General features: G+C 69.8%; 16 protein-coding genes. 13 read left to right on the forward strand and 3 right to left on the reverse strand.

All coding sequences use genetic code 11. From position 1 onward, the window contains the following. Positions 1 to 26: 26 nt before the first annotated feature. Positions 27 to 797, reverse strand: coding sequence for an SDR family oxidoreductase (locus AB0H49_RS15900; protein ID WP_357251837.1), 771 nt, complete (start codon positions 795 to 797; stop codon positions 27 to 29). Positions 798 to 1,026: 229 nt separating this feature from the next. Between AB0H49_RS15900 and hemW the strand changes: the two genes are divergently transcribed. Continuing rightward, a complete protein-coding gene (hemW, locus tag AB0H49_RS15905) occupies positions 1,027 to 2,205 on the forward strand; it encodes a radical SAM family heme chaperone HemW (protein ID WP_357252129.1) in 1,179 nt (392 codons plus the stop codon). Between the two features lie 180 nt (positions 2,206 to 2,385). On the opposite strand, the gene AB0H49_RS15910 is transcribed toward hemW, so the two are convergent. After that, on the reverse strand, positions 2,386 to 3,141 hold the full coding sequence (locus AB0H49_RS15910) for an NAD(P)H-binding protein (RefSeq protein WP_357251840.1): 756 nt from the start codon (positions 3,139 to 3,141) through the stop codon (positions 2,386 to 2,388). Positions 3,142 to 3,285: 144 nt separating this feature from the next. On the opposite strand from AB0H49_RS15910, the gene AB0H49_RS15915 reads away from it, so the two are divergent. From AB0H49_RS15915 to AB0H49_RS15935, 5 genes are all read left to right on the forward strand, one after another. After that, positions 3,286 to 3,501, forward strand: a complete 216-nt coding sequence (locus tag AB0H49_RS15915) for a hypothetical protein (protein WP_355000757.1) — start codon at positions 3,286 to 3,288, stop codon at positions 3,499 to 3,501. A 256-nt stretch (positions 3,502 to 3,757) separates the two neighbouring features. Then, the gene (hrcA, locus tag AB0H49_RS15920; protein WP_355000756.1) at positions 3,758 to 4,789 is read left to right on the forward strand and encodes a heat-inducible transcriptional repressor HrcA; all 1,032 of its coding nucleotides are present in this window, start codon (positions 3,758 to 3,760) and stop codon (positions 4,787 to 4,789) included. A 140-nt stretch (positions 4,790 to 4,929) separates the two neighbouring features. Next, a complete protein-coding gene (dnaJ, locus tag AB0H49_RS15925) occupies positions 4,930 to 6,084 on the forward strand; it encodes a molecular chaperone DnaJ (protein ID WP_355000755.1) in 1,155 nt (384 codons plus the stop codon). Between the two features lie 4 nt (positions 6,085 to 6,088). Beyond that, a complete protein-coding gene (locus tag AB0H49_RS15930) occupies positions 6,089 to 6,829 on the forward strand; it encodes a 16S rRNA (uracil(1498)-N(3))-methyltransferase (protein WP_357251846.1) in 741 nt (246 codons plus the stop codon). Positions 6,830 to 7,011: 182 nt separating this feature from the next. After that, a complete protein-coding gene (locus AB0H49_RS15935; protein WP_355001146.1) occupies positions 7,012 to 7,392 on the forward strand; it encodes a low affinity iron permease family protein in 381 nt (126 codons plus the stop codon). 52 nt (positions 7,393 to 7,444) lie between these two features. On the opposite strand, the gene AB0H49_RS15940 is transcribed toward AB0H49_RS15935, so the two are convergent. Next, entirely contained in the window at positions 7,445 to 8,716 is a 1,272-nt protein-coding gene (locus tag AB0H49_RS15940) for an MFS transporter (RefSeq protein WP_357251849.1), read from the reverse strand. Between the two features lie 99 nt (positions 8,717 to 8,815). Between AB0H49_RS15940 and AB0H49_RS15945 the strand changes: the two genes are divergently transcribed. From AB0H49_RS15945 to AB0H49_RS15975, 7 genes are all read left to right on the forward strand, one after another. Further along, on the forward strand, positions 8,816 to 9,748 hold the full coding sequence (locus tag AB0H49_RS15945) for a LysR family transcriptional regulator (protein WP_355000752.1): 933 nt from the start codon (positions 8,816 to 8,818) through the stop codon (positions 9,746 to 9,748). 139 nt (positions 9,749 to 9,887) lie between these two features. Beyond that, positions 9,888 to 10,943, forward strand: a complete 1,056-nt coding sequence (locus tag AB0H49_RS15950; protein WP_355001145.1) for a PhoH family protein — start codon at positions 9,888 to 9,890, stop codon at positions 10,941 to 10,943. 110 nt (positions 10,944 to 11,053) lie between these two features. Continuing rightward, positions 11,054 to 11,608 (forward strand): rRNA maturation RNase YbeY, encoded by a 555-nt coding sequence (gene ybeY / locus AB0H49_RS15955; protein WP_355000751.1) that lies wholly within the window; start codon positions 11,054 to 11,056, stop codon positions 11,606 to 11,608. After that, entirely contained in the window at positions 11,605 to 12,957 is a 1,353-nt protein-coding gene (locus AB0H49_RS15960; RefSeq protein ID WP_355000750.1) for a hemolysin family protein, read from the forward strand. Before ybeY ends, AB0H49_RS15960 begins: the two co-directional genes overlap by 4 nt. After that, positions 12,950 to 13,309, forward strand: coding sequence for a cytidine deaminase (locus AB0H49_RS15965; RefSeq protein WP_355000749.1), 360 nt, complete (start codon positions 12,950 to 12,952; stop codon positions 13,307 to 13,309). The genes AB0H49_RS15960 and AB0H49_RS15965 overlap by 8 nt, the downstream gene beginning before the upstream one ends. Beyond that, on the forward strand, positions 13,302 to 14,219 hold the full coding sequence (gene era, locus AB0H49_RS15970) for a GTPase Era (RefSeq protein ID WP_357251854.1): 918 nt from the start codon (positions 13,302 to 13,304) through the stop codon (positions 14,217 to 14,219). The genes AB0H49_RS15965 and era overlap by 8 nt, the downstream gene beginning before the upstream one ends. Positions 14,220 to 14,348: 129 nt before the next feature. After that, the gene (locus AB0H49_RS15975; protein ID WP_357251857.1) at positions 14,349 to 17,222 is read left to right on the forward strand and encodes a hypothetical protein; all 2,874 of its coding nucleotides are present in this window, start codon (positions 14,349 to 14,351) and stop codon (positions 17,220 to 17,222) included. Positions 17,223 to 17,404 lie beyond the last annotated feature (182 nt).

The following is a 17,404-nucleotide window of genomic DNA, read 5'->3' on the forward strand; positions in this document are numbered from 1 at the left end:
GCGAGGTGTTTCGCGCCGCCGTGCGCTCAGGCCGCCTCGTCCTGATGGGTGCCGCCGAGGCCCTGGCCCCAGCCGCCGTCGACCGGCAGTTCGACGCCCGTGGTGAACGTGGCGTCGAAGGCGAGGAAGAGCGCTGCCTTGGCGACCTCGTCGACGGTGCCGTTACGGCGCAGCGGCGTGCTCTGCTCGCCTTGCCGCAGGAAATCGGCGCGCTGTTCGGCGGTGAGGCCGACCACGCCCATCGTGGGGGTCTCGATGAAGCCCGGCGCCACGGCGTTGACCCGGATCCGGCGCGGCAGCAGCTCGGCGGCCAGCACCTGGGATATCGCGCGCAGCGCCTCCTTCGACCCGGAGTACGCGCTGAGGCCGGGGAAGATGACGTCGTTGGCCACCGTGGTGAAGACGATCGAGCCGCCGTCGGCGAGCAGCGGGGCCAGCCTGCGCACCGTGAAGAACGCGCCCTTGGTGTTGATGGCGAACTGCCGGTCGAACGACTCCTCGGTGGCCTCCTCGAGAGTCTGGAACTCGGCGGTCCCGTGATTGACGAACAGCGCGTCGACGCGCCCGAGCCGCTCCTCGACCAGGGCGCCGAGCGCCTCGATGTCGCCCATGTCGGCCGCGTCGGAGGCGACCACGTGTGCCTTCCGTCCGGCCAGCCGCTCGCGCGCCTGCTCGATCGTCTTCTGATTGCGGCCGGTCAGCACCACCTCCGCGTTCTGGTCGAGCAAGGCCTCGACGATGGCCAAGCCCATGCCGTGGGTGCCGCCCGTGACCACTGCCTTCTTGTCGCCGTGCATTGCCGGTCCTTTCTCGGTTCCTGATGAGCATCTCGGTTACTCCTGGTAACCGAGATGATCTTCGGGCACCGCGTCTGAACTGGGAAGAAGGCACTTTTTTGTCAGTCGGTTACCGGGCGGATACCGGAGATCGTCGGCACATCCGGGGCGCCCGATGGTCCCCGGCCGGAGGGTCTCGCGGTTCGGCGGGCACACTGGACAGGTGAGTTCCGCCGTACCCCTCTCGGAGATCGACGCCGACGCGCCCGTGCTGCGCGACTTCGGCGGCGGCCCGTTCGGCGTGTACGTGCACGTGCCGTTCTGCGCGACGCGCTGCGGATACTGCGATTTCAACACCTACACCGCCGGTGAGCTGGGCAGTTCGGCCTCGCCGCAGTCGTGGCTCGCGGCGCTGCGCGGCGAACTGATCGAAGCCGCCGAGCAGTTCGGCAGGCTGCCCTCGGCCACGCCCGAGGTCTCGACCGTCTTCGTCGGCGGCGGCACGCCGTCGCTGCTCGGTGGCGATGGTCTCGCCGAGGTGCTCGACGCCGTTCGCTCGGCGTTCACCCTCGCGCCCGACGCCGAGGTGACCACCGAATCGAATCCGGAATCCACGTCGCCGGAGTTCTTCGCGCGCATCAGGGCGGCCGGGTACACCCGCGTCTCGCTGGGGATGCAGTCGGCCGCCCGGCACGTGCTCGCCGTGCTGGACCGCACCCACACGCCGGGCCGCGCGGTCGCCGCCGCCCACGAGGCGCGCGCCGCGGGCTTCGAACATGTCAACCTGGATCTGATCTACGGAACGCCCGGCGAGCGCGACGCCGATCTCGACGCCAGCCTGGACGCGGTGCTCGAGGCCGGAGTCGATCACGTCTCCGCCTATTCGCTCATCGTCGAGGACGGCACCGCGCTGGCCCGCAAGGTGCGCCGCGGCGAACTGCCCGCGCCGGACGAGGACGTGCTCGCCGGCCGCTACGAACGCATCGACTCCCGTCTCACCGCCGCCGGACTCGACTGGTACGAGGTATCCAATTGGGCGGCGAACGATTCCGCTCGGTGCAGGCACAACCTCGGCTACTGGGACGGCGGCGACTGGCTCGGCGCCGGTCCGGGCGCGCACAGCCACCTCGGCGGGGTGCGCTGGTGGAACATCAAGCATCCGGCCCGGTACGCCGAGCGCGTCGCCCGCGGTGGACTGCCCGCCGCAGGCTGGGAAGCCCTCACCGACGACGAGCGCTACCTCGAACGCGTCATGCTGACAGTGCGCCTCCGCACCGGCCTCCCACTGGCCGATCTCGCCCCCTCCGCCGCGCCCGCCGTCGACCGAGTCATCGCCGACGGCTTGGCCTTCCGATCCGACGACCACCTGGTCCTCACCGACCGCGGTCGCCTGCTCGCCGACGGTGTGGTGCGCGACCTCCTCGCCTGAACCCCGCGGCCACAACACCTTCCGCTCCGCCTGCGCGACAGGCTCGCCGATCACTCGCTCGCGCAAGCGTTCCCACAAGCCTGGACGCGCAGCAGTAGAGATGCCGGAAGCCGAAGGGCCGCAGCTGTTCGACTGGACTAGGGCTTCAAACCTGCATGGCCGCAGTGCATTTCGCGGCGACTACCGCGCCGGGTACTTGCGGTCCAGCCATTCGTCGAACGTCGGCCCCGCCAGGATCGCGTTCGGTCCGGGGAGCAGCGCACCCGCGGCTTGGAGCTCGTGGTCGGGGTCCTCGGTGTCGACGATCTCCTCGACGCGGGACGGTTTGCCCAGGCGTGCGGCGAGTTTCGTCACTGCCGCGGCGAGGTTCAACTCCTCGGGGCCCGCGATCTCGACTAGGTCGGACGACTCGTCGGCGACGGCGAGCGCGGCCAGTTCTTCGGCGACGACGCGCGCCGCGACGAGCTGTGCGCGGTAGCGCGGCACGTAGGCCGCGTCGTCGCGGGTGGTCCAGTCGAGCATCATCTCGGTGAACTCGTGGAACTGCGCCGCGCGCAGGACCCGCACCGGCACCGGTCCTTCGCGGTAGGCCGCCTCGTGCGCGAGCTTCCCGGCGTAGTGCCCCGCGGTGAACTCATCGATGCCGATGATCGAGAGGACCGCGATCCGCCGCACGCCAGCCGCGGCCGCTTCCTGCTGCACGTTGCGCGCGATGGTGCGGAAATAGTCCGTCACGGCCGCGGTGTCGGTGGTGTTCGCGTTGACCGCGTCGACCACGATGTCCACCCCGGCCAGCGCGCCGGCCAATCCCGCGCCGGTGTAGACGTCCACGCCCGCACCACGACTGATCGCCACCACCTCGTGGCCCTGGTCCCTCAGCGCGTCGACCACTTCGTGGCCGATCCGCCCGCTCGCGCCCACTACTGCGATTCGCATCCGGTGACTCCTCCATGTCGATTCCTACGCCGAGACGACGATGTGGTGACCCGAGGTGTGACACGTGTCCGAGAACGTCCTGTTGTGAGAACTATCGCAGATCGGAGAACCCGCGTAGGCTCCGGCTCGACACCGAGGAGTCCTATGCCACAGGCACGAGACGTCGATCAGTTTCCGGTTCATGGTGAATTCGCCGAGGCGAGGGCCGCCGAAAAGGCGGAGAGCGCACGCCAGCACGCCATCGCCGCCCGCACGGTCGCCGGATACGCCCAAGATGCCGCCGATTGCGAGTCCCTGCTCGCCATGCTCGGGCTCGACGCCATGGCGGGCAAGCGCGCCAAGGGTTTCGACAGCCGCTGAGCGTCGCGAACCGGGCGGCACTACCGTCCGATGCCCGGCGTGGGCGGCCGGGCTGTCCGACCGTGCCCGTTGCGGTTCGCGACATCTTCGCCGACAATGCCTGCCTGCGGCCCTGTCGCGTGCCCCGCGGGACGGGCGATTGGCGGGTCGGCAACTAAACTGGATACTCAGACGACCGGGCGGCCGCGGCGTTTCACGCGCCCCCGGATGCGTCGGCGGGCCCGCGGAGTATCGAGAAGGCGAGGAGGTGGGGCCGATGTCGAGCACCGAGGATCGGCGCTTCGAGGTCCTACGCGCGATCGTCGCGGACTATGTCGCCACCAAGGAGCCGATCGGCTCGAAAACCTTGGTGGAACGGCACAATCTGGGTGTCTCCAGCGCGACGGTCCGCAACGACATGGCGGTGCTCGAGGCCGAGGGCTACATCACCCAGCCGCACACCAGCTCCGGGCGCATCCCGACCGACAAGGGCTACCGGCAGTTCGTCGACCGGATCTCCGAGGTGAAGCCGCTCTCGCCCGCCGAACGGCGCGCGATCATGGAGTTTCTGGAATCCGGCGTCGATCTCGACGACGTGCTGCGCCGCGGCGTGCGGCTGCTCGCTCAGCTGACCAGGCAGGTCGCGGTGGTGCAGTACCCGACGGTGTCGGCGTCGACGGTGCGCCACATCGAGGTCGTCGCGCTGAATCCGGCGCGGCTGCTGCTCGTGGTGATCACCGACACCGGCCGCGTCGATCAGCGCCTGGTCGAGCTAGGCGCGGTGATCGATGACGAGGACTTGGCCGCGTTGCGCGCCATGCTCGGCGGCGCGATGGACGGCAAGCGCCTGGCCGCCGCCTCGGCCTCGGTCGCCGAACTTCCCGAGCGCGCCCCGCGCCAGCTGCGCGACGTGCTGATCCGGGTGTCGACCGTCCTGGTGGAGACCCTGGTCGAACATCCCGAGGAGCGGCTGGTGCTCGGCGGCACCGCGAACCTCACCCGCAACGCCGGCGATTTCGGTCTGCCCGGCTCGCTGCGTCAGGTGCTGGAGGCGCTGGAGGAGCAGGTGATCGTGCTCAAACTGCTCGCCGCCGCACAGCATCCCGGCACGGTGACGGTGCGGATCGGCGAGGAGACTCAAGTCGAGCAGATGCGCACCACGTCGGTGGTGTCGACCGGCTACGGCGTCGAGGGCACGTTGCTCGGCGGTATGGGTGTGCTCGGCCCCACGCGGATGGACTATCCGGGCACCATCGCCTCGGTCGCGGCCGTGGCGCGCTACATCGGCGAGGTGCTGGCCGAGCGCTGACGCCGAACCGTGCCAACGGCGCTGCTACCCTCGAACCTCTGGCCGGATAAAGTTGAGTGCATCCGACTAATGCCGATGGTGTCGGCATTCGGTTGGAGCGGCACAGGCGAGTCACAGCGACCAAGGACTAGAGAACTCAAGTGGCACGGGACTACTACGGACTGCTCGGCGTCGCGAAGAACGCGACGGACCAGGAGATCAAGCGCGCCTACCGCAAGCTGGCCCGCGAACTCCACCCGGACGTCAACCCCGACGAGGCCGCCCAGGCCAAGTTCAAGGACGTGTCGGCGGCCTACGAGGTGCTCTCCGATCCGGAGAAGCGCCGGATCGTCGACATGGGCGGCGACCCGCTCGAGTCCGGCGGTGGCGGCGCGGGGTTCTCCGGCGCGGGCTTCGGCGGCCTCGGCGACGTGTTCGAGGCGTTCTTCGGCGGCATGAGCGGCGCGGGCGGCGGTCAGCGCAAGCCGCGCGGCCGGGTGCAGCCCGGCGCCGACTCGCTGCTGCGCACCCGCCTCAGCCTCGCCGAATGCGCGGTGGGCGTCACCAAGCACCTGACCGTCGACACCGCCATCCTGTGCGACAACTGCCACGGCGCGGGCACCAACGGCAACTCCAAGCCGGTTCGCTGCGAAACCTGTGGCGGCGCGGGCGAAGTCCAGTCCGTGCAGCGCTCGTTCCTCGGCCAGGTGCTCACCTCGCGGCCGTGCCCGACCTGTCGCGGCGCGGGCGAGACCATCCCCGACCCCTGCCACAAGTGCGGCGGCGACGGCCGGGTTCGCGCCCGTCGCGAGATCGCCGCGCCCATCCCGGCGGGTGTGGCCAACGGCATGCGGGTCCGGCTGGCCGCGCAGGGCGAGGTCGGTCCGGGCGGCGGCCACGCGGGCGATCTGTACGTGGAGATCGTGGAGCAGCCGCACGACGTGTTCGTCCGCGACGGCGACGACCTGCACTGCACCATCCGGGTGCCGATGGTGGACGCCGCGCTCGGCACCACCGTGGTCATCGACACGATCCTGGACGGCCCCACCGAGCTGACCATCGCCCCTGGCACCCAGCCCAACGAAGTCTCCGTGCTGCGCGGACACGGCATGCCCCGGCTGCGCTCGGGCGCCCGCGGTGACCTGATCGCGCACCTGGACATCGTGGTGCCGACCAAGCTGGACAGCAAGCAGACCGACCTGCTGCGCAAGTACAAGGGCATGCGCGAACGCGACCGCGCCGAGGTGATGACGGCGCAGTCCGAGCACAACAGCGGCCTGTTCGCGCGGTTGCGCGCCTCGTTCAGCGGGCGCTGAGTCGTTGGCCGCCACGGTCTTCTACCTCGACGACATTCCCGAGCCCGGAGCGATCGCGGTGCTCGACGGTCCGGAGGGGCGGCACGCCGCGACCGTGCGGCGCATCCGGGTCGGCGAGCCGATCACCCTGTCCGACGGACGCGGTGTGCTCGCCGAATCGGAGGTCGTCGCCGCCCAGCGCGACCGGCTCGACCTGAAGGTGTTGAACAAGTCCGTGGCGCGGCCGGTTTCGCCGCGCGTGACGGTGGTGCAGGCGCTGCCGAAGTCGGACCGATCGGAGCTGGCCGTCGAGCTGATGACCGAGGCGGGCGCCGATGTCATCGTGCCGTGGCAGGCCGCGCGCTGCGTGGCGAACTGGGAGGGCAAGGCCGCCAAGGCCGTCGACAAGTGGCGTGCCGCGGCGCGCTCGGCGGCCCGCCAGTCCCGCCGCGCCTACATTCCTGAGGTCGCCGATCTGCACCGCACCCGCGATCTGCTCGAGCTGGTGCGCAAGACCAAGGCCGAAGGCGGGATCGTGGCCGCGCTGCACGAATCCGGCGGCGGTCGTTTCACCGAGCTGCCGTTCGGGGACGCGCCGGAGGTGGTGCTGATCGTGGGCCCCGAAGGCGGAATCGACGACGCCGAGCTGGCCGAACTCGGTACGGCCGGAGCGGATGTCGTACTGCTCGGGCCGACGGTGCTGCGCACGTCCACCGCGGCCGCGGTCGCGCTCGGCGCGTTGGGGGCGCTGACCGCGCGCTGGTGAGCGGCCGGATCGTGTTCGGCCTCCTGCCTTTTGGCCCGTGCGCCGTGGCATCGCCGATCCGCCCCGTTTGGGCTCAACGGCGGGGGATATCCCGCAGGTAGCCGACGTGGCCGCACCGGGATGTGGAAGGGCTGGTTTCCGTAGTGGACGAGAAGGCGAAAGCCAAGGGTGAGCGGGGCGCGATGCCGTCCGAGGTGAGCGGCAAGCTGTCGGTGTTCGACAAGTTCGCCACCGCGGCGAGCAGTGTGGCGTCGCGGGCCGGATTCTTCATGTTCTGCGTGCTGCTCGTGGTGCTGTGGGCGCCGACGTTCCTGGTGCTGCCCTCGATCGACACCTGGCAGCTGGTGATCAACACCGCCACCACGATCATCACCTTCCTCATGGTGGCCCTGTTGCAGAACACCGAATCGCGCTCCGACGAAGCACTACAGCAGAAGCTCAACGCGATCGCCGACGCGATGGCGGACCTGATGGACGAGCTCAGCGCCGACCACCCCGAATTGCGCCGCCACCGAGCCGAATTGGCCGATGCGGTTGGGTTGGAGAATCGGGAGTCGACCTGACGATCGCTCCGGTCGCCGGAGTCGAATCCGTTGTCGAAGAATGTCTGCGGGTCTATCGGCAGAGTTTCGCCGTGGCGCGCGACTCCACCGGCGACGCCGCGGCGGACGGAACGGCGTCGCGAGAACGGATCGTCGCGACGGCGAACAGGACCGCCCCGGCCGCGAGCAGCGCGCCGACGATCCCGACCAGACCCACCCAGCCCGCGTGCGCGAAGGCGAGGCCGGACAGGCCGCCGACGACCGCGCTGCCGAGGTAGTAGAAGAACAGGTACAGCGACGAGGCGGCCCCGCGATTGCCGCGGGCCAGCGTGCCGACCCAGGCGCTCGCGACCGTGTGCGCGGCGAAAAAGCCCGCGGTATAGAGCAATACGCCCGCGACGACGCAGCCAAGCCGATCCGGCACGCTCAACGCCAGCCCGAGGCCCATCACCGCCATAGACGCGGTCAGCATCCGCTGCCTGCCGACGCGGTCGGCCAAGCGACCGCCCCACGCCGACGTCACGGTGCCCGCCAAGTACAGCAGGAACACCGAACCCGCCACCGCCGCGGGCAATTCGAAGGGTCGCTGGGTGAGCCGGTAGCCGAGGAAGTTGTAGATCGAGACGAAGCCGCCCATCAGGACGAAGGCCAAGCCGAACAGCGCGAGCAGCTGACGGTGCCGCAGCTGCCGCCCGAGATCGCCGAAGACCGTGCGCAGTCCGGCGGGCCGCGCGACGAAGCCGCGTGAGGGCGGCAACAGCCGGACGAACCACACTGTGCAGGCCGCGGCGGCCACGCCGACCGCCGCCGCTGCCCAGCGCCAGGACGCCAGGTCGAGGGTGAACGAGGGAATCAGACGTCCGGCCAGACCACCGATCGTGGTGCCCGCGACGTACACGCCCATCGCGGCGCCGAGCCCTTCGGCGCCGATCTCCTCCGCCAGATACGCCATCGCCACCGCCGGAACCCCGGCCAGCGCGATGCCGTGCAACGCCCGTCCGGCCAGCAGCGCGTCGAGCGAGGGACTGAATGGAACCAGCAGGCCGATGACCGCGGCGGCCGCCGCCGAACCGATCATCACCCTCGTCCGGCCGATCCGGCTGGACAGCGCGCTCACCGGCACGATGGCCAGCGCGAGACAGCCGGTGGTGAGCGAGACCGCGAGCGCCGCGCGGGCGGGCGTGGCGCCGAACGCCGTGGACAGGCTGGGCAACAGCGCCTGCGCGTTGTACATCGAGGCGAAGGTGGTGAGGCCCGCCGCGAACAACGCGATGGTGATTCGGCGGTCGTGTGCCGCGTCGCTGCCGGTCGTGCGTCCCACGATGGTGTTTGCCGTGGTGGTCATGGCTACCTCCTGTTCTCAGCATTGCCACCGCCCCTTCCGAAAGGAAATGAATAATGAACAATGGCTTGATGCTGTAGGCGCATATAGGGAGGTAGCGAGGTGCTCGGCGAGGATTTGCAGTGGTTCACGACACTCGCGGAATTGGAACGGATGAGCGCGGCCGCGGAACGCCTGCACATCGCCCAGCCCACGCTGTCGCGGATGCTCGCCCGGCTGGAGCGCAGGCTCGGCGCGGAATTGTTCGACCGGCGCGGAAAGCGGATCGCGCTCAACGAATTCGGCCGCGTTTATTACGAGCACGCGCGCCGCGCGCAGGCCGAACTCGACGCCGCGGGCCAAGCCGTCGCCGATCTCGCCAATCCCGCCCGGGGCGTGGTGCGGCTGTCGTTCCTGCATTCCTTCGGCGGCTGGCTGGTGCCGCAGTTGATCGCCGGTTTCCGGCGCAACGCGGGCCGGGTCACCGTGACGTTGCGCCAGGGCGCCGCCGAGAAGATCACCCGCCAGGTCCTCGACGGCGCGGCCGACCTCGCCGTCGTCTCGCCGCGTCCGAGCGCGCCCGGCCTCGGCTGGCGCGGCCTGCTGCGTCAGCCGCTGGTGCTCGCCGTGCCCGCCGAGCACCGCGTGGCCGGGCGCAGGCAGGTGCGTCTGGCCGACCTCGGTGGCGCCGAGTTCATCACCATGCATCCCGGGTTCGGTATGCGGCGCATCTTCGACGAACTCTGCGCGGCCGCGGACATCCGCCCGCGCGTCGCCTTCGAGGCGAGCGACCTGGTCACCGTCACCGGGCTGGTCTCGGCGGGCCTCGGCGTCGCGCTGCTCCCGCTGGCAGATCCCGCGCCGTCCGCCGCGCGCTCGGGCCTGGCGCTGGTTCCGCTGGCGGACGAGGGCGCGTGGCGTGAGGTGGGGCTGATCTGGTCGGCCGCCGCCGCGCCGTCGGACGCGGTGCGACGTTTCCGTGACTTCGCCGAGGATTGGTCGGACGGCCACGGGGGAATATCCAGCACACGGCGGGAGTGGCCGCCGCATCGGTAGCCGTTTATTCACTGTCCGCTGTCGGTGGGGCGCGTTAAACTTTTGTCATTCACCACGGCTGTCGAGACCGGAAAGCAGGCTGTAACCACTTTTGCGAACACAAGGCGAGATCGGCGACCCGACCAACCCCACAGCAGGCATTGGCGCCCGCGACAACGGTTCGGGCCCCGCAGCGCGCACCGTGCGCTCCAGCATCGAACTCGCTCCCGAATCCGTGTTCCCCTTCCTCGGTTCGGCCGACCAGAATCTGCGTGAGCTCGAGCAGTTGCTCGACGCGGACATTCACGTTCGCGGCAATTCCGTGACCCTCACCGGCAAGGCGGCCGACGTCGCCCTGGCCGAGCGGGTCATCGAACAGCTCATCGCGCTGACCGGCCGCAACAGGGTGGTGACTCCGGAGGCGGTGCGGCACACGGTGTCGATGCTGACCGAAGGTTCCTCGGACTCCCCCGCGGAGGTGCTGAGCCTGGACATCCTGTCCCGGCGCGGCAAGACCATCCGCCCCAAGACGCTGAACCAGAAGCGCTACGTCGACGCGATCGACGCCAACACCATCGTGTTCGGCATCGGTCCCGCGGGTACCGGCAAGACCTACCTGGCCATGGCCAAGGCCGTGCAGGCGCTGCAGACCAAGCAGGTCAACCGGATCATCCTCACCCGTCCCGCCGTCGAGGCGGGCGAGCGGCTCGGCTTCCTGCCCGGCACGCTCAACGAGAAGATCGACCCGTACCTGCGCCCGCTCTACGACGCGCTGCACGACATGATGGACCCCGAGGCGATCCCGAAGCTGATGGCCGCGGGCGTCATCGAGGTCGCGCCGCTGGCGTACATGCGCGGTCGCACGCTGAACGACTCCTTCATCATTCTCGACGAGGCGCAGAACACCACCGCCGAGCAGATGAAGATGTTCCTGACGCGTCTGGGCTTCGGCTCCAAGATCGTGGTCACCGGCGACATCACCCAGGTCGACCTGCCCACCGGCGCCCGCTCCGGTCTGCGCGCGGCGGCGGAGATCCTCACCGAGATCGAGGACATCCATTTCTCGGAGCTCACCAGCAGCGACGTCGTCCGCCACCGCCTGGTCTCGGACATCGTCGACGCCTACGACCGCTGGGAGGCCGCCCGGCCGCAGGTCACCCCCCACTACCCGGGTAACCGCGCCCAGCGCCGCGCCGCCAGCCGCGACCGCCGCTGAGCTCCGCGCGCACGACAGTCGATCGCACCGGCCGGGTGAACGACGGTCACCTCCGGTCGGTCCGGCCATGCGCGGGGCTGCGGGCGGATTGCGTTTATTAGGCTGTTCAGGTGAGCATCGAGATCGCCAACGAGTCGGGTATCGACGTACCCGAAGAAGACCTGGTCAGTGTTGCGCGGTTCGTGATCGCCCGGATGGACGTCCATCCGGCGGCCGAACTGTCGATGGTGCTCGTCGATCTCGACACCATGGCCGACCTGCACATGCGCTGGATGGACCTGCCCGGCCCCACCGACGTGATGTCCTTCCCGATGGACGAGCTCGAGCCGGGCGGTCGGCCGGACAGCCCCGAGCCGGGGCCCTCGATGCTCGGCGACATCGTGCTGTGTCCGGAGTTCGCGGCGGCGCAGGCGCGCAAGGCGGGGCATTCGCTCGAGCACGAGCTCGCGTTGCTCACCGTGCACGGCGTGCTGCACCTACTCGGCTACGACCACGCCGAGCCGGAGGAGGAGAAGGAGATGTTCGAACTCCAAGCCCGGCTGCTCGAGGAGTGGTACGAGAGCCTGCGCGAGGCACGGCGGCGCGCCGAACTCGCCGAGCGCGACGCCCGCCTGCTCGGCAAGGCCGGCTTCACCGGACCCGGTGACGCGCTGGGTCCCGCGTGAACTCACCGACCCTGATCGTGCTGGCCGTCTTGCTCGTGCCCGCGGGCGGCCTGTTCGCCGGTGTGGACGCGGCGCTGAACACGATCTCCCCGGCCCGCCTCGGCGACATGGTGCGCGCCGATCGGCCGGGCGCCGCGCGGTTGAGTCGCATCGTCGCCGACCGCGCCCGCTACGTGAACCTGATGGTGCTGCTGCGCGTGCTGTGCGAGATCGGCGCGACGGTGCTGCTAGCGGCGGCGCTCATCGAGATCTGGAACGACAACTGGGCGCTGCTGATCACCGCCGCGGTGATGGTGCTCGTCGACTACGTCGTGATCGGTGTCGGCCCGCGCACTCTCGGCCGCCAGCACGCGTACTCGCTCGCCTTGGCCGCCGCGCTGCCGCTGCAATTCATCGGCGCGCTGCTCGGCCCGGTCAGCAGGCTGCTGATCCTGATCGGTAACGCGATCACCCCCGGTAAGGGTTTCCGCAACGGTCCCTTCGCCTCGGAGATCGAGCTGCGCGAAGTGGTCGAGATGGCGAGCGAGCGCGGCGTGGTGGCCGACGACGAACGCCGGATGATCCAGTCGGTGTTCGAACTCGGCGACACCGCCGCGCGCGCGGTGATGGTGCCGCGCACCGAGATGGTGTGGATCGAGGCGGACAAGACGGCCTCGCAGGCCATGTCGCTCGCGGTGCGCAGCGGCCACTCCCGTATCCCGGTGGTCGGCGAGAACGTCGACGACATCCTCGGCGTGGTCTACCTGAAAGACCTTGTGCCGTACGCCGATCGCAGTCGCAAGGTGCGGGTGCGCGACGTGATGCGTCCCGCGGTGTTCATGCCCGACTCCAAGCCGCTGGACGACCTGCTCGACGAGATGCAGCGCCGCCGCAACCACATGGCGCTGCTGGTCGACGAATACGGCGGCATCGCGGGCCTGGTGACCATCGAGGACGTGTTGGAGGAGATCGTCGGAGAGATCGCCGACGAGTACGACACCGACGAGACCCCGCCGGTCGAGGAACTGGGCGAGGGCCACTTCCGGGTGTCGGCGCGGTTGTCCGTGGAGGATCTCGGCGAGCTCTACGGCATGGAGATCGAGGACGAGGACGTCGACACCGTGGGCGGTCTGCTCGCCCACGAACTCGGCCGGGTCCCGCTGCCCGGTTCGAAGATCGTGGTGCACGGGCTGGTGCTGCGCGCCGAAGGCGGACCGGATTCGCGCGGCCGGATGCGCGTCAACACGGTCCTGGTGCGCAAGGCCGCGGAGAAATCCGAGAAAGCGGGCGCGGTGGTGGCCGAGGGCGCAAAATCCAACGGCGGTAAGCGCAATGGCAACAAAGACGAGGATGGAGCAACCGATGACTGAACTGGACGCCGAGGACACCAAACTGCTGACCCTGGCGCGCGGCGCGATGGGGCGCACCGGCGGGACGGGCGGCGCGGCGATTCGCGACACCGACGGCCGCACCTACGCGGCGGGCGAGGTGGATCTGCACGCATTGCGGCTGACCGCGTTGCAGGCCGCCGTCGCGGCCGCTATCTCCAGCGGCGCCGAGGGCTTCGAGGCGGCCGTGGTGGTCGGCGGCCGGTTCTCCGACGCCGGGGTCACGGCGGTGCGCGAGGTATCCGGCGAAGCGCGGATCATCTTCACCGATCGCGCGGGCGCGGTGTTCGACATCGTCGACGACGCGGCGGGCGCCGAGGTGCAGGGTGGCTGACAAGACCGGCTCCACCGAATTCCGTTCCGGCTTCGTCTGTTTCGTCGGCAGGCCGAACACCGGCAAGTCGACGCTGACCAACGCGCTGGTCGGCGCGAAGATCGCGATCACCTCCTCGCGACCGCAGACCACCCGCCACACCATCCGCGGCATCGTGCACCGCGATCACGCGCAGCTGATCCTGGTCGACACGCCCGGTCTGCACCGCCCGCGGACACTGCTCGGCCAGCGGCTCAACGACCTTGTGCGCGACACCTATTCCGAGGTCGACGTGATCGCGATCTGCATCCCGGCCGACGAGAAGATCGGCCCCGGCGACCGCTGGATCGTGCAGCAGATCAAGCAGATGGCGCCCAAGACCACCGTGCTCGGCGTGGTCACCAAGATCGACAAGGTGAGTCGCGACCAGGTCGCCGCCCAGCTGCTCGCCGTCTCCGAGCTGCTCGGTCCCGAGGCCGACGTGGTTCCGGTGTCGGCGGTCAAGGGCGAGCAGGTCGAGGTCCTCGTCGACGTCATCGCCTCGAAAATGCCGGAGGGCCCGGCCTTCTACCCCGACGGCGAGCTCACCGACGAGCCAGAGGAAACCCTCATGGCCGAGCTCATCCGCGAGGCCGCGCTGGAGGGCGTGCGCGACGAGCTGCCGCACTCGCTGGCCGTGGTGATCGAGGAGGTTCTCCCGCGCGAGGAGAACGAGGACATGTTGGACGTGCACGCGCTGCTGTACGTCGAACGACCCAGCCAGAAGGCCATCGTCATCGGCAAGGGTGGCAGCCGCCTCAAGGAGGTCGGCACCAACGCGCGCAAGCAGATCGAGCACATCCTCGGCGTGCGGATCTATCTGCACCTGCACGTCAAGGTCGCCAAGGACTGGCAGCGCGATCCGAAACAGCTTGGCAAGCTGGGCTTCTGAGCAAACGGCACGTTCGCGGACCGCGAACTCGAGCGAACAGCCCGCCCGAGTCCGATTTGTACCGGTACAGTCCCGGTTGACGCCCGGGTGTGCGTCGCAGCCACGCATTCCACGGGGGAGGCCGTCGAATTGACCGATACCGCCAACGATGTCCCCAAACTGCTCGAGCTACTACGCGCGCTCGAAGTTCCCGACGCGAAGCCGCGAGTGTTTCGCACGTTGCTGCGGCGTAGGCGTCCGCTGCCGCGCCCGGTCGTCGGTCTGGTCGGGGCGGGCGCGGGCAGCGCGCTGCTCGTCGAGATCTACCGCTGGCTAGGGGAATCCGGTGGCAGACGGGCGACGCCGCGGGCACGGGTGGATCTACAGGCGCCGGATCTGCCGCCCGACGCGCTGACACCCGACCCGAACGCGACGGGCGAGGAGATCCAGGGGCACTGCCTGCCCATCGTGCATCGGCTGGTCGAGGGCTTCTCCACCGACGACACGGCGATGGGGCCGATCAAGTTCCCGCGCTACCGCACCGCGGATTGGCTGACCCGCCAACGTGTTACCAGCGACGAGACCGAGGCCACGGTCGAACTGCGCTCGCGGCTGCCGCGCCTGCTGCGCAGCGGCTCGCCGACGGACCGCTCCGACACCGCCGAGGGCGTCAGCGGCGACACCATCTCCCGGCTGGTGTTCGGTGTACTCGCGCTGTGGCCGGTGCTGCGGCTGTGGCTGTGGATCAGCGGGCGCATCCCCGGCATGTCGAAGGTCACCCGCTGGTTCATGCGCCAGCGCTACCTCGCGCCCGAATTGTCGGACAGCTTCCTGGGTTTCGCGACCAGGCTGACCGCGTCGCGGCGCAGCGACGAGGACCAGGAGCAGGTCGCCAAGCTGCTGGTGCACGCCTTCCTCGAAGACATGCGCGACGCGTACCGCAAGCGGTTGTGGCGCCCGTCGAGCTGGCGGCGCACCGCTTATCCGGTGGCGCTGCTCAGCGGGGTCGACGAACACGGCGCCGGTAGGCAATTGATCCAATGGATCAACAACATTCGCAACGAGACCGGGCATTTCGATCCCCTGGTCGTGCTCGCCTGCCTGGATTACGACCCCGCCCCGCCCGCTGAGCCCGACGAGCCCGACGACGCTCCAGGACGGGCGCCGCAGCTGGCCAGGATCGGCGATCTCCAGCACCTCGACACCCTCGAAAGCCTGGTCGACCGCCCGTATTCCGGGCAGCAGCCGGATCCGCTGCAACGCTGGTTGCGCGATATCGACAACATGCGCACGAATCGGTCCGAGGACGCGTGGTTCCTGCCGCTGCGCGTGCGGCTGCCGGACCCGCTCGACGGCCGCGTGCGCGACCCCAGCCTGGCGCACCTCGCGGTGCCGCCCTCGCCGCCGCTGGCCGCCCGCAAGTGGTTCGTCGCGATGTGCGTGCTCATTCCGATCGGACTGCTGGTGGCCGCCGCGCTGGTCTACATTCCGCCGCTGCGCGGCGCGCCGTGTGCGCACTGGCCGTGGACGCCCGGCATCTCGGTGCAGCAACGCGACGGCGAGTGCGTCGGCTACAGCGACAACGCCGACCAGGTCTTCACCGACGATCCGGAGCTGACGGCGATGCAGCGCGAGGTCTTCCGGCTCAACGTCGCCGCCGCCGACGCGCGCCGCGACAACCCGCGACGGCCGCTCATCACGCTGATCTACTTCTCCGGACTCAGCTACGTGGACACGAACGTGCGGTACCCACACGCCCAGGTCGAGGAGCTCGCCGGACTCGCGGTGCAGCAGCGCCGCGCACTGCTCGCCTCCGACGAGTCCGAACCGCTGCTGCGGGTCGTCGTCGCCAACGGCGGCTCCGATATGCGGCACGCGACGTGGGTGGTCGACCATCAGCTGCGCGGCCTGCTGAGCGACGAACCCGGCATCCTCGGCGTGGTCGGCATGGATCGCAGCAACGCCGAAACCCGCCGTGCCATCGGACGGCTCGGCGAACTCGGCGTTCCGGTGGTCGCGACGACGCTCTCGGCCGACGGCCTGGAGAAGTCCTCGCCGCTGTATTTCCAAGCGGCGCCGAGCAATACGACGCAGGCCAAGCTGATCGCGGACTACGTGCAGGGCGCGCGCCATCCGGCGGGCGCGCCGCGGGCGGGTCAGCCGCGCTACAACCAGGTCGTCATCTACCACCCGAAGGCCGACGGCGACATCTACGTCGAGACCCTGGTCGAGGACCTGCGCGGCGAGCTGGAGCGCCGCGGCGTGCTCTACCGGCGCATGGAGTGGACCGAACAGCAGGAGCTGAATCGTTTTCCCGCCCCTTGCGAGACAACGGATTTCGATCGCGGCGCCCTGCTGTTCTTCGCGGGCCGCAACGACGATTTCGCGACCTTCGCCAAATCGGTCAGCCGCGGCTGCCTGACCGGCGAGTCGCCCGCCATCCTCGGCAACGACACGGTGACCCGCCTGATCACCGATCAGAAGGCGATGGCGGCGCTGCCCGCCAATCTGTCGGTCCGCTACGTCGCCAAGGCGGCGCCGGTGATGCTCGGCGGCGCCGAATGTGTCCGCGGCAACGGCGAACTCGGTGACGAGCCGGTCGCCTTCGACTACCAGCAGCTGTGCGCCGAGCTGGCCGTGCTGATCGACGACCTGCGCGCCTACCCGCAGATGGCCGACTACCAGCCGTCCTGGCCCGGCGACCGGACCGGCCTCGCCTACGACGTGGTCGGGCTGTTCCTGCGCGCGGTGCGCACCGGGCCGCAGCACACCGACGGTTCGATCAACCGCACGGCCGTCGCGATGCAGTTGCGCGAGACGGACTATCGCGGCGTCACCGGCACGCTCGGCTTCACGACCAGCCGGATCGCGGACGGGTCGTCGATCGCGGTGCTCGTCACGGCGGGCGTCGGGCAGCCGGGTCCGCAGCAATGCCTGGTGATGTCGCCGCGTCCCGCCGAAGGGGACGGGTGTCCGTCGGGAACGAAGAGCGCGTCGGAGGACTGGTCGCCGCCCCGGCGTTGAGTTGTGGTGCGCTGGCGCTGGATTGTCGTGAGCCGGGCTCGAGCGGTGAGCTGGGCCACGAAAACCAGTCCGCACCGGACGCGTCTGTATAGTGGGCCCGGTGGAGGGGAGTACTCCCCCGACGTCAGCCCCGTCAGTACGGATCCGCCGCGGATCCCGGGGTGGCGGCCCGGCCCTGATCC

It is taken from the genome of Nocardia sp. NPDC050713 (assembly GCF_040654315.1).
Taxonomy (GTDB): domain Bacteria; phylum Actinomycetota; class Actinomycetes; order Mycobacteriales; family Mycobacteriaceae; genus Nocardia.

What these genes read in the sequence shown, in the direction of transcription:
- hrcA (WP_355000756.1), top strand. Translation starts at nt 3,758, where the DNA reads ATGTCGAGCACCGAGGATCGGCGCTTCGAGGTCCTACGCGCGATCGTC.
- AB0H49_RS15900 (WP_357251837.1), bottom strand. Translation starts at nt 797, where the DNA reads ATGCACGGCGACAAGAAGGCAGTGGTCACGGGCGGCACCCACGGCATG.
- AB0H49_RS15940 (WP_357251849.1), bottom strand. Translation starts at nt 8,716, where the DNA reads ATGACCACCACGGCAAACACCATCGTGGGACGCACGACCGGCAGCGAC.
- AB0H49_RS15910 (WP_357251840.1), bottom strand. Translation starts at nt 3,141, where the DNA reads ATGCGAATCGCAGTAGTGGGCGCGAGCGGGCGGATCGGCCACGAAGTG.
- AB0H49_RS15935 (WP_355001146.1), top strand. Translation starts at nt 7,012, where the DNA reads ATGCCGTCCGAGGTGAGCGGCAAGCTGTCGGTGTTCGACAAGTTCGCC.
- AB0H49_RS15965 (WP_355000749.1), top strand. Translation starts at nt 12,950, where the DNA reads ATGACTGAACTGGACGCCGAGGACACCAAACTGCTGACCCTGGCGCGC.
- AB0H49_RS15915 (WP_355000757.1), top strand. Translation starts at nt 3,286, where the DNA reads ATGCCACAGGCACGAGACGTCGATCAGTTTCCGGTTCATGGTGAATTC.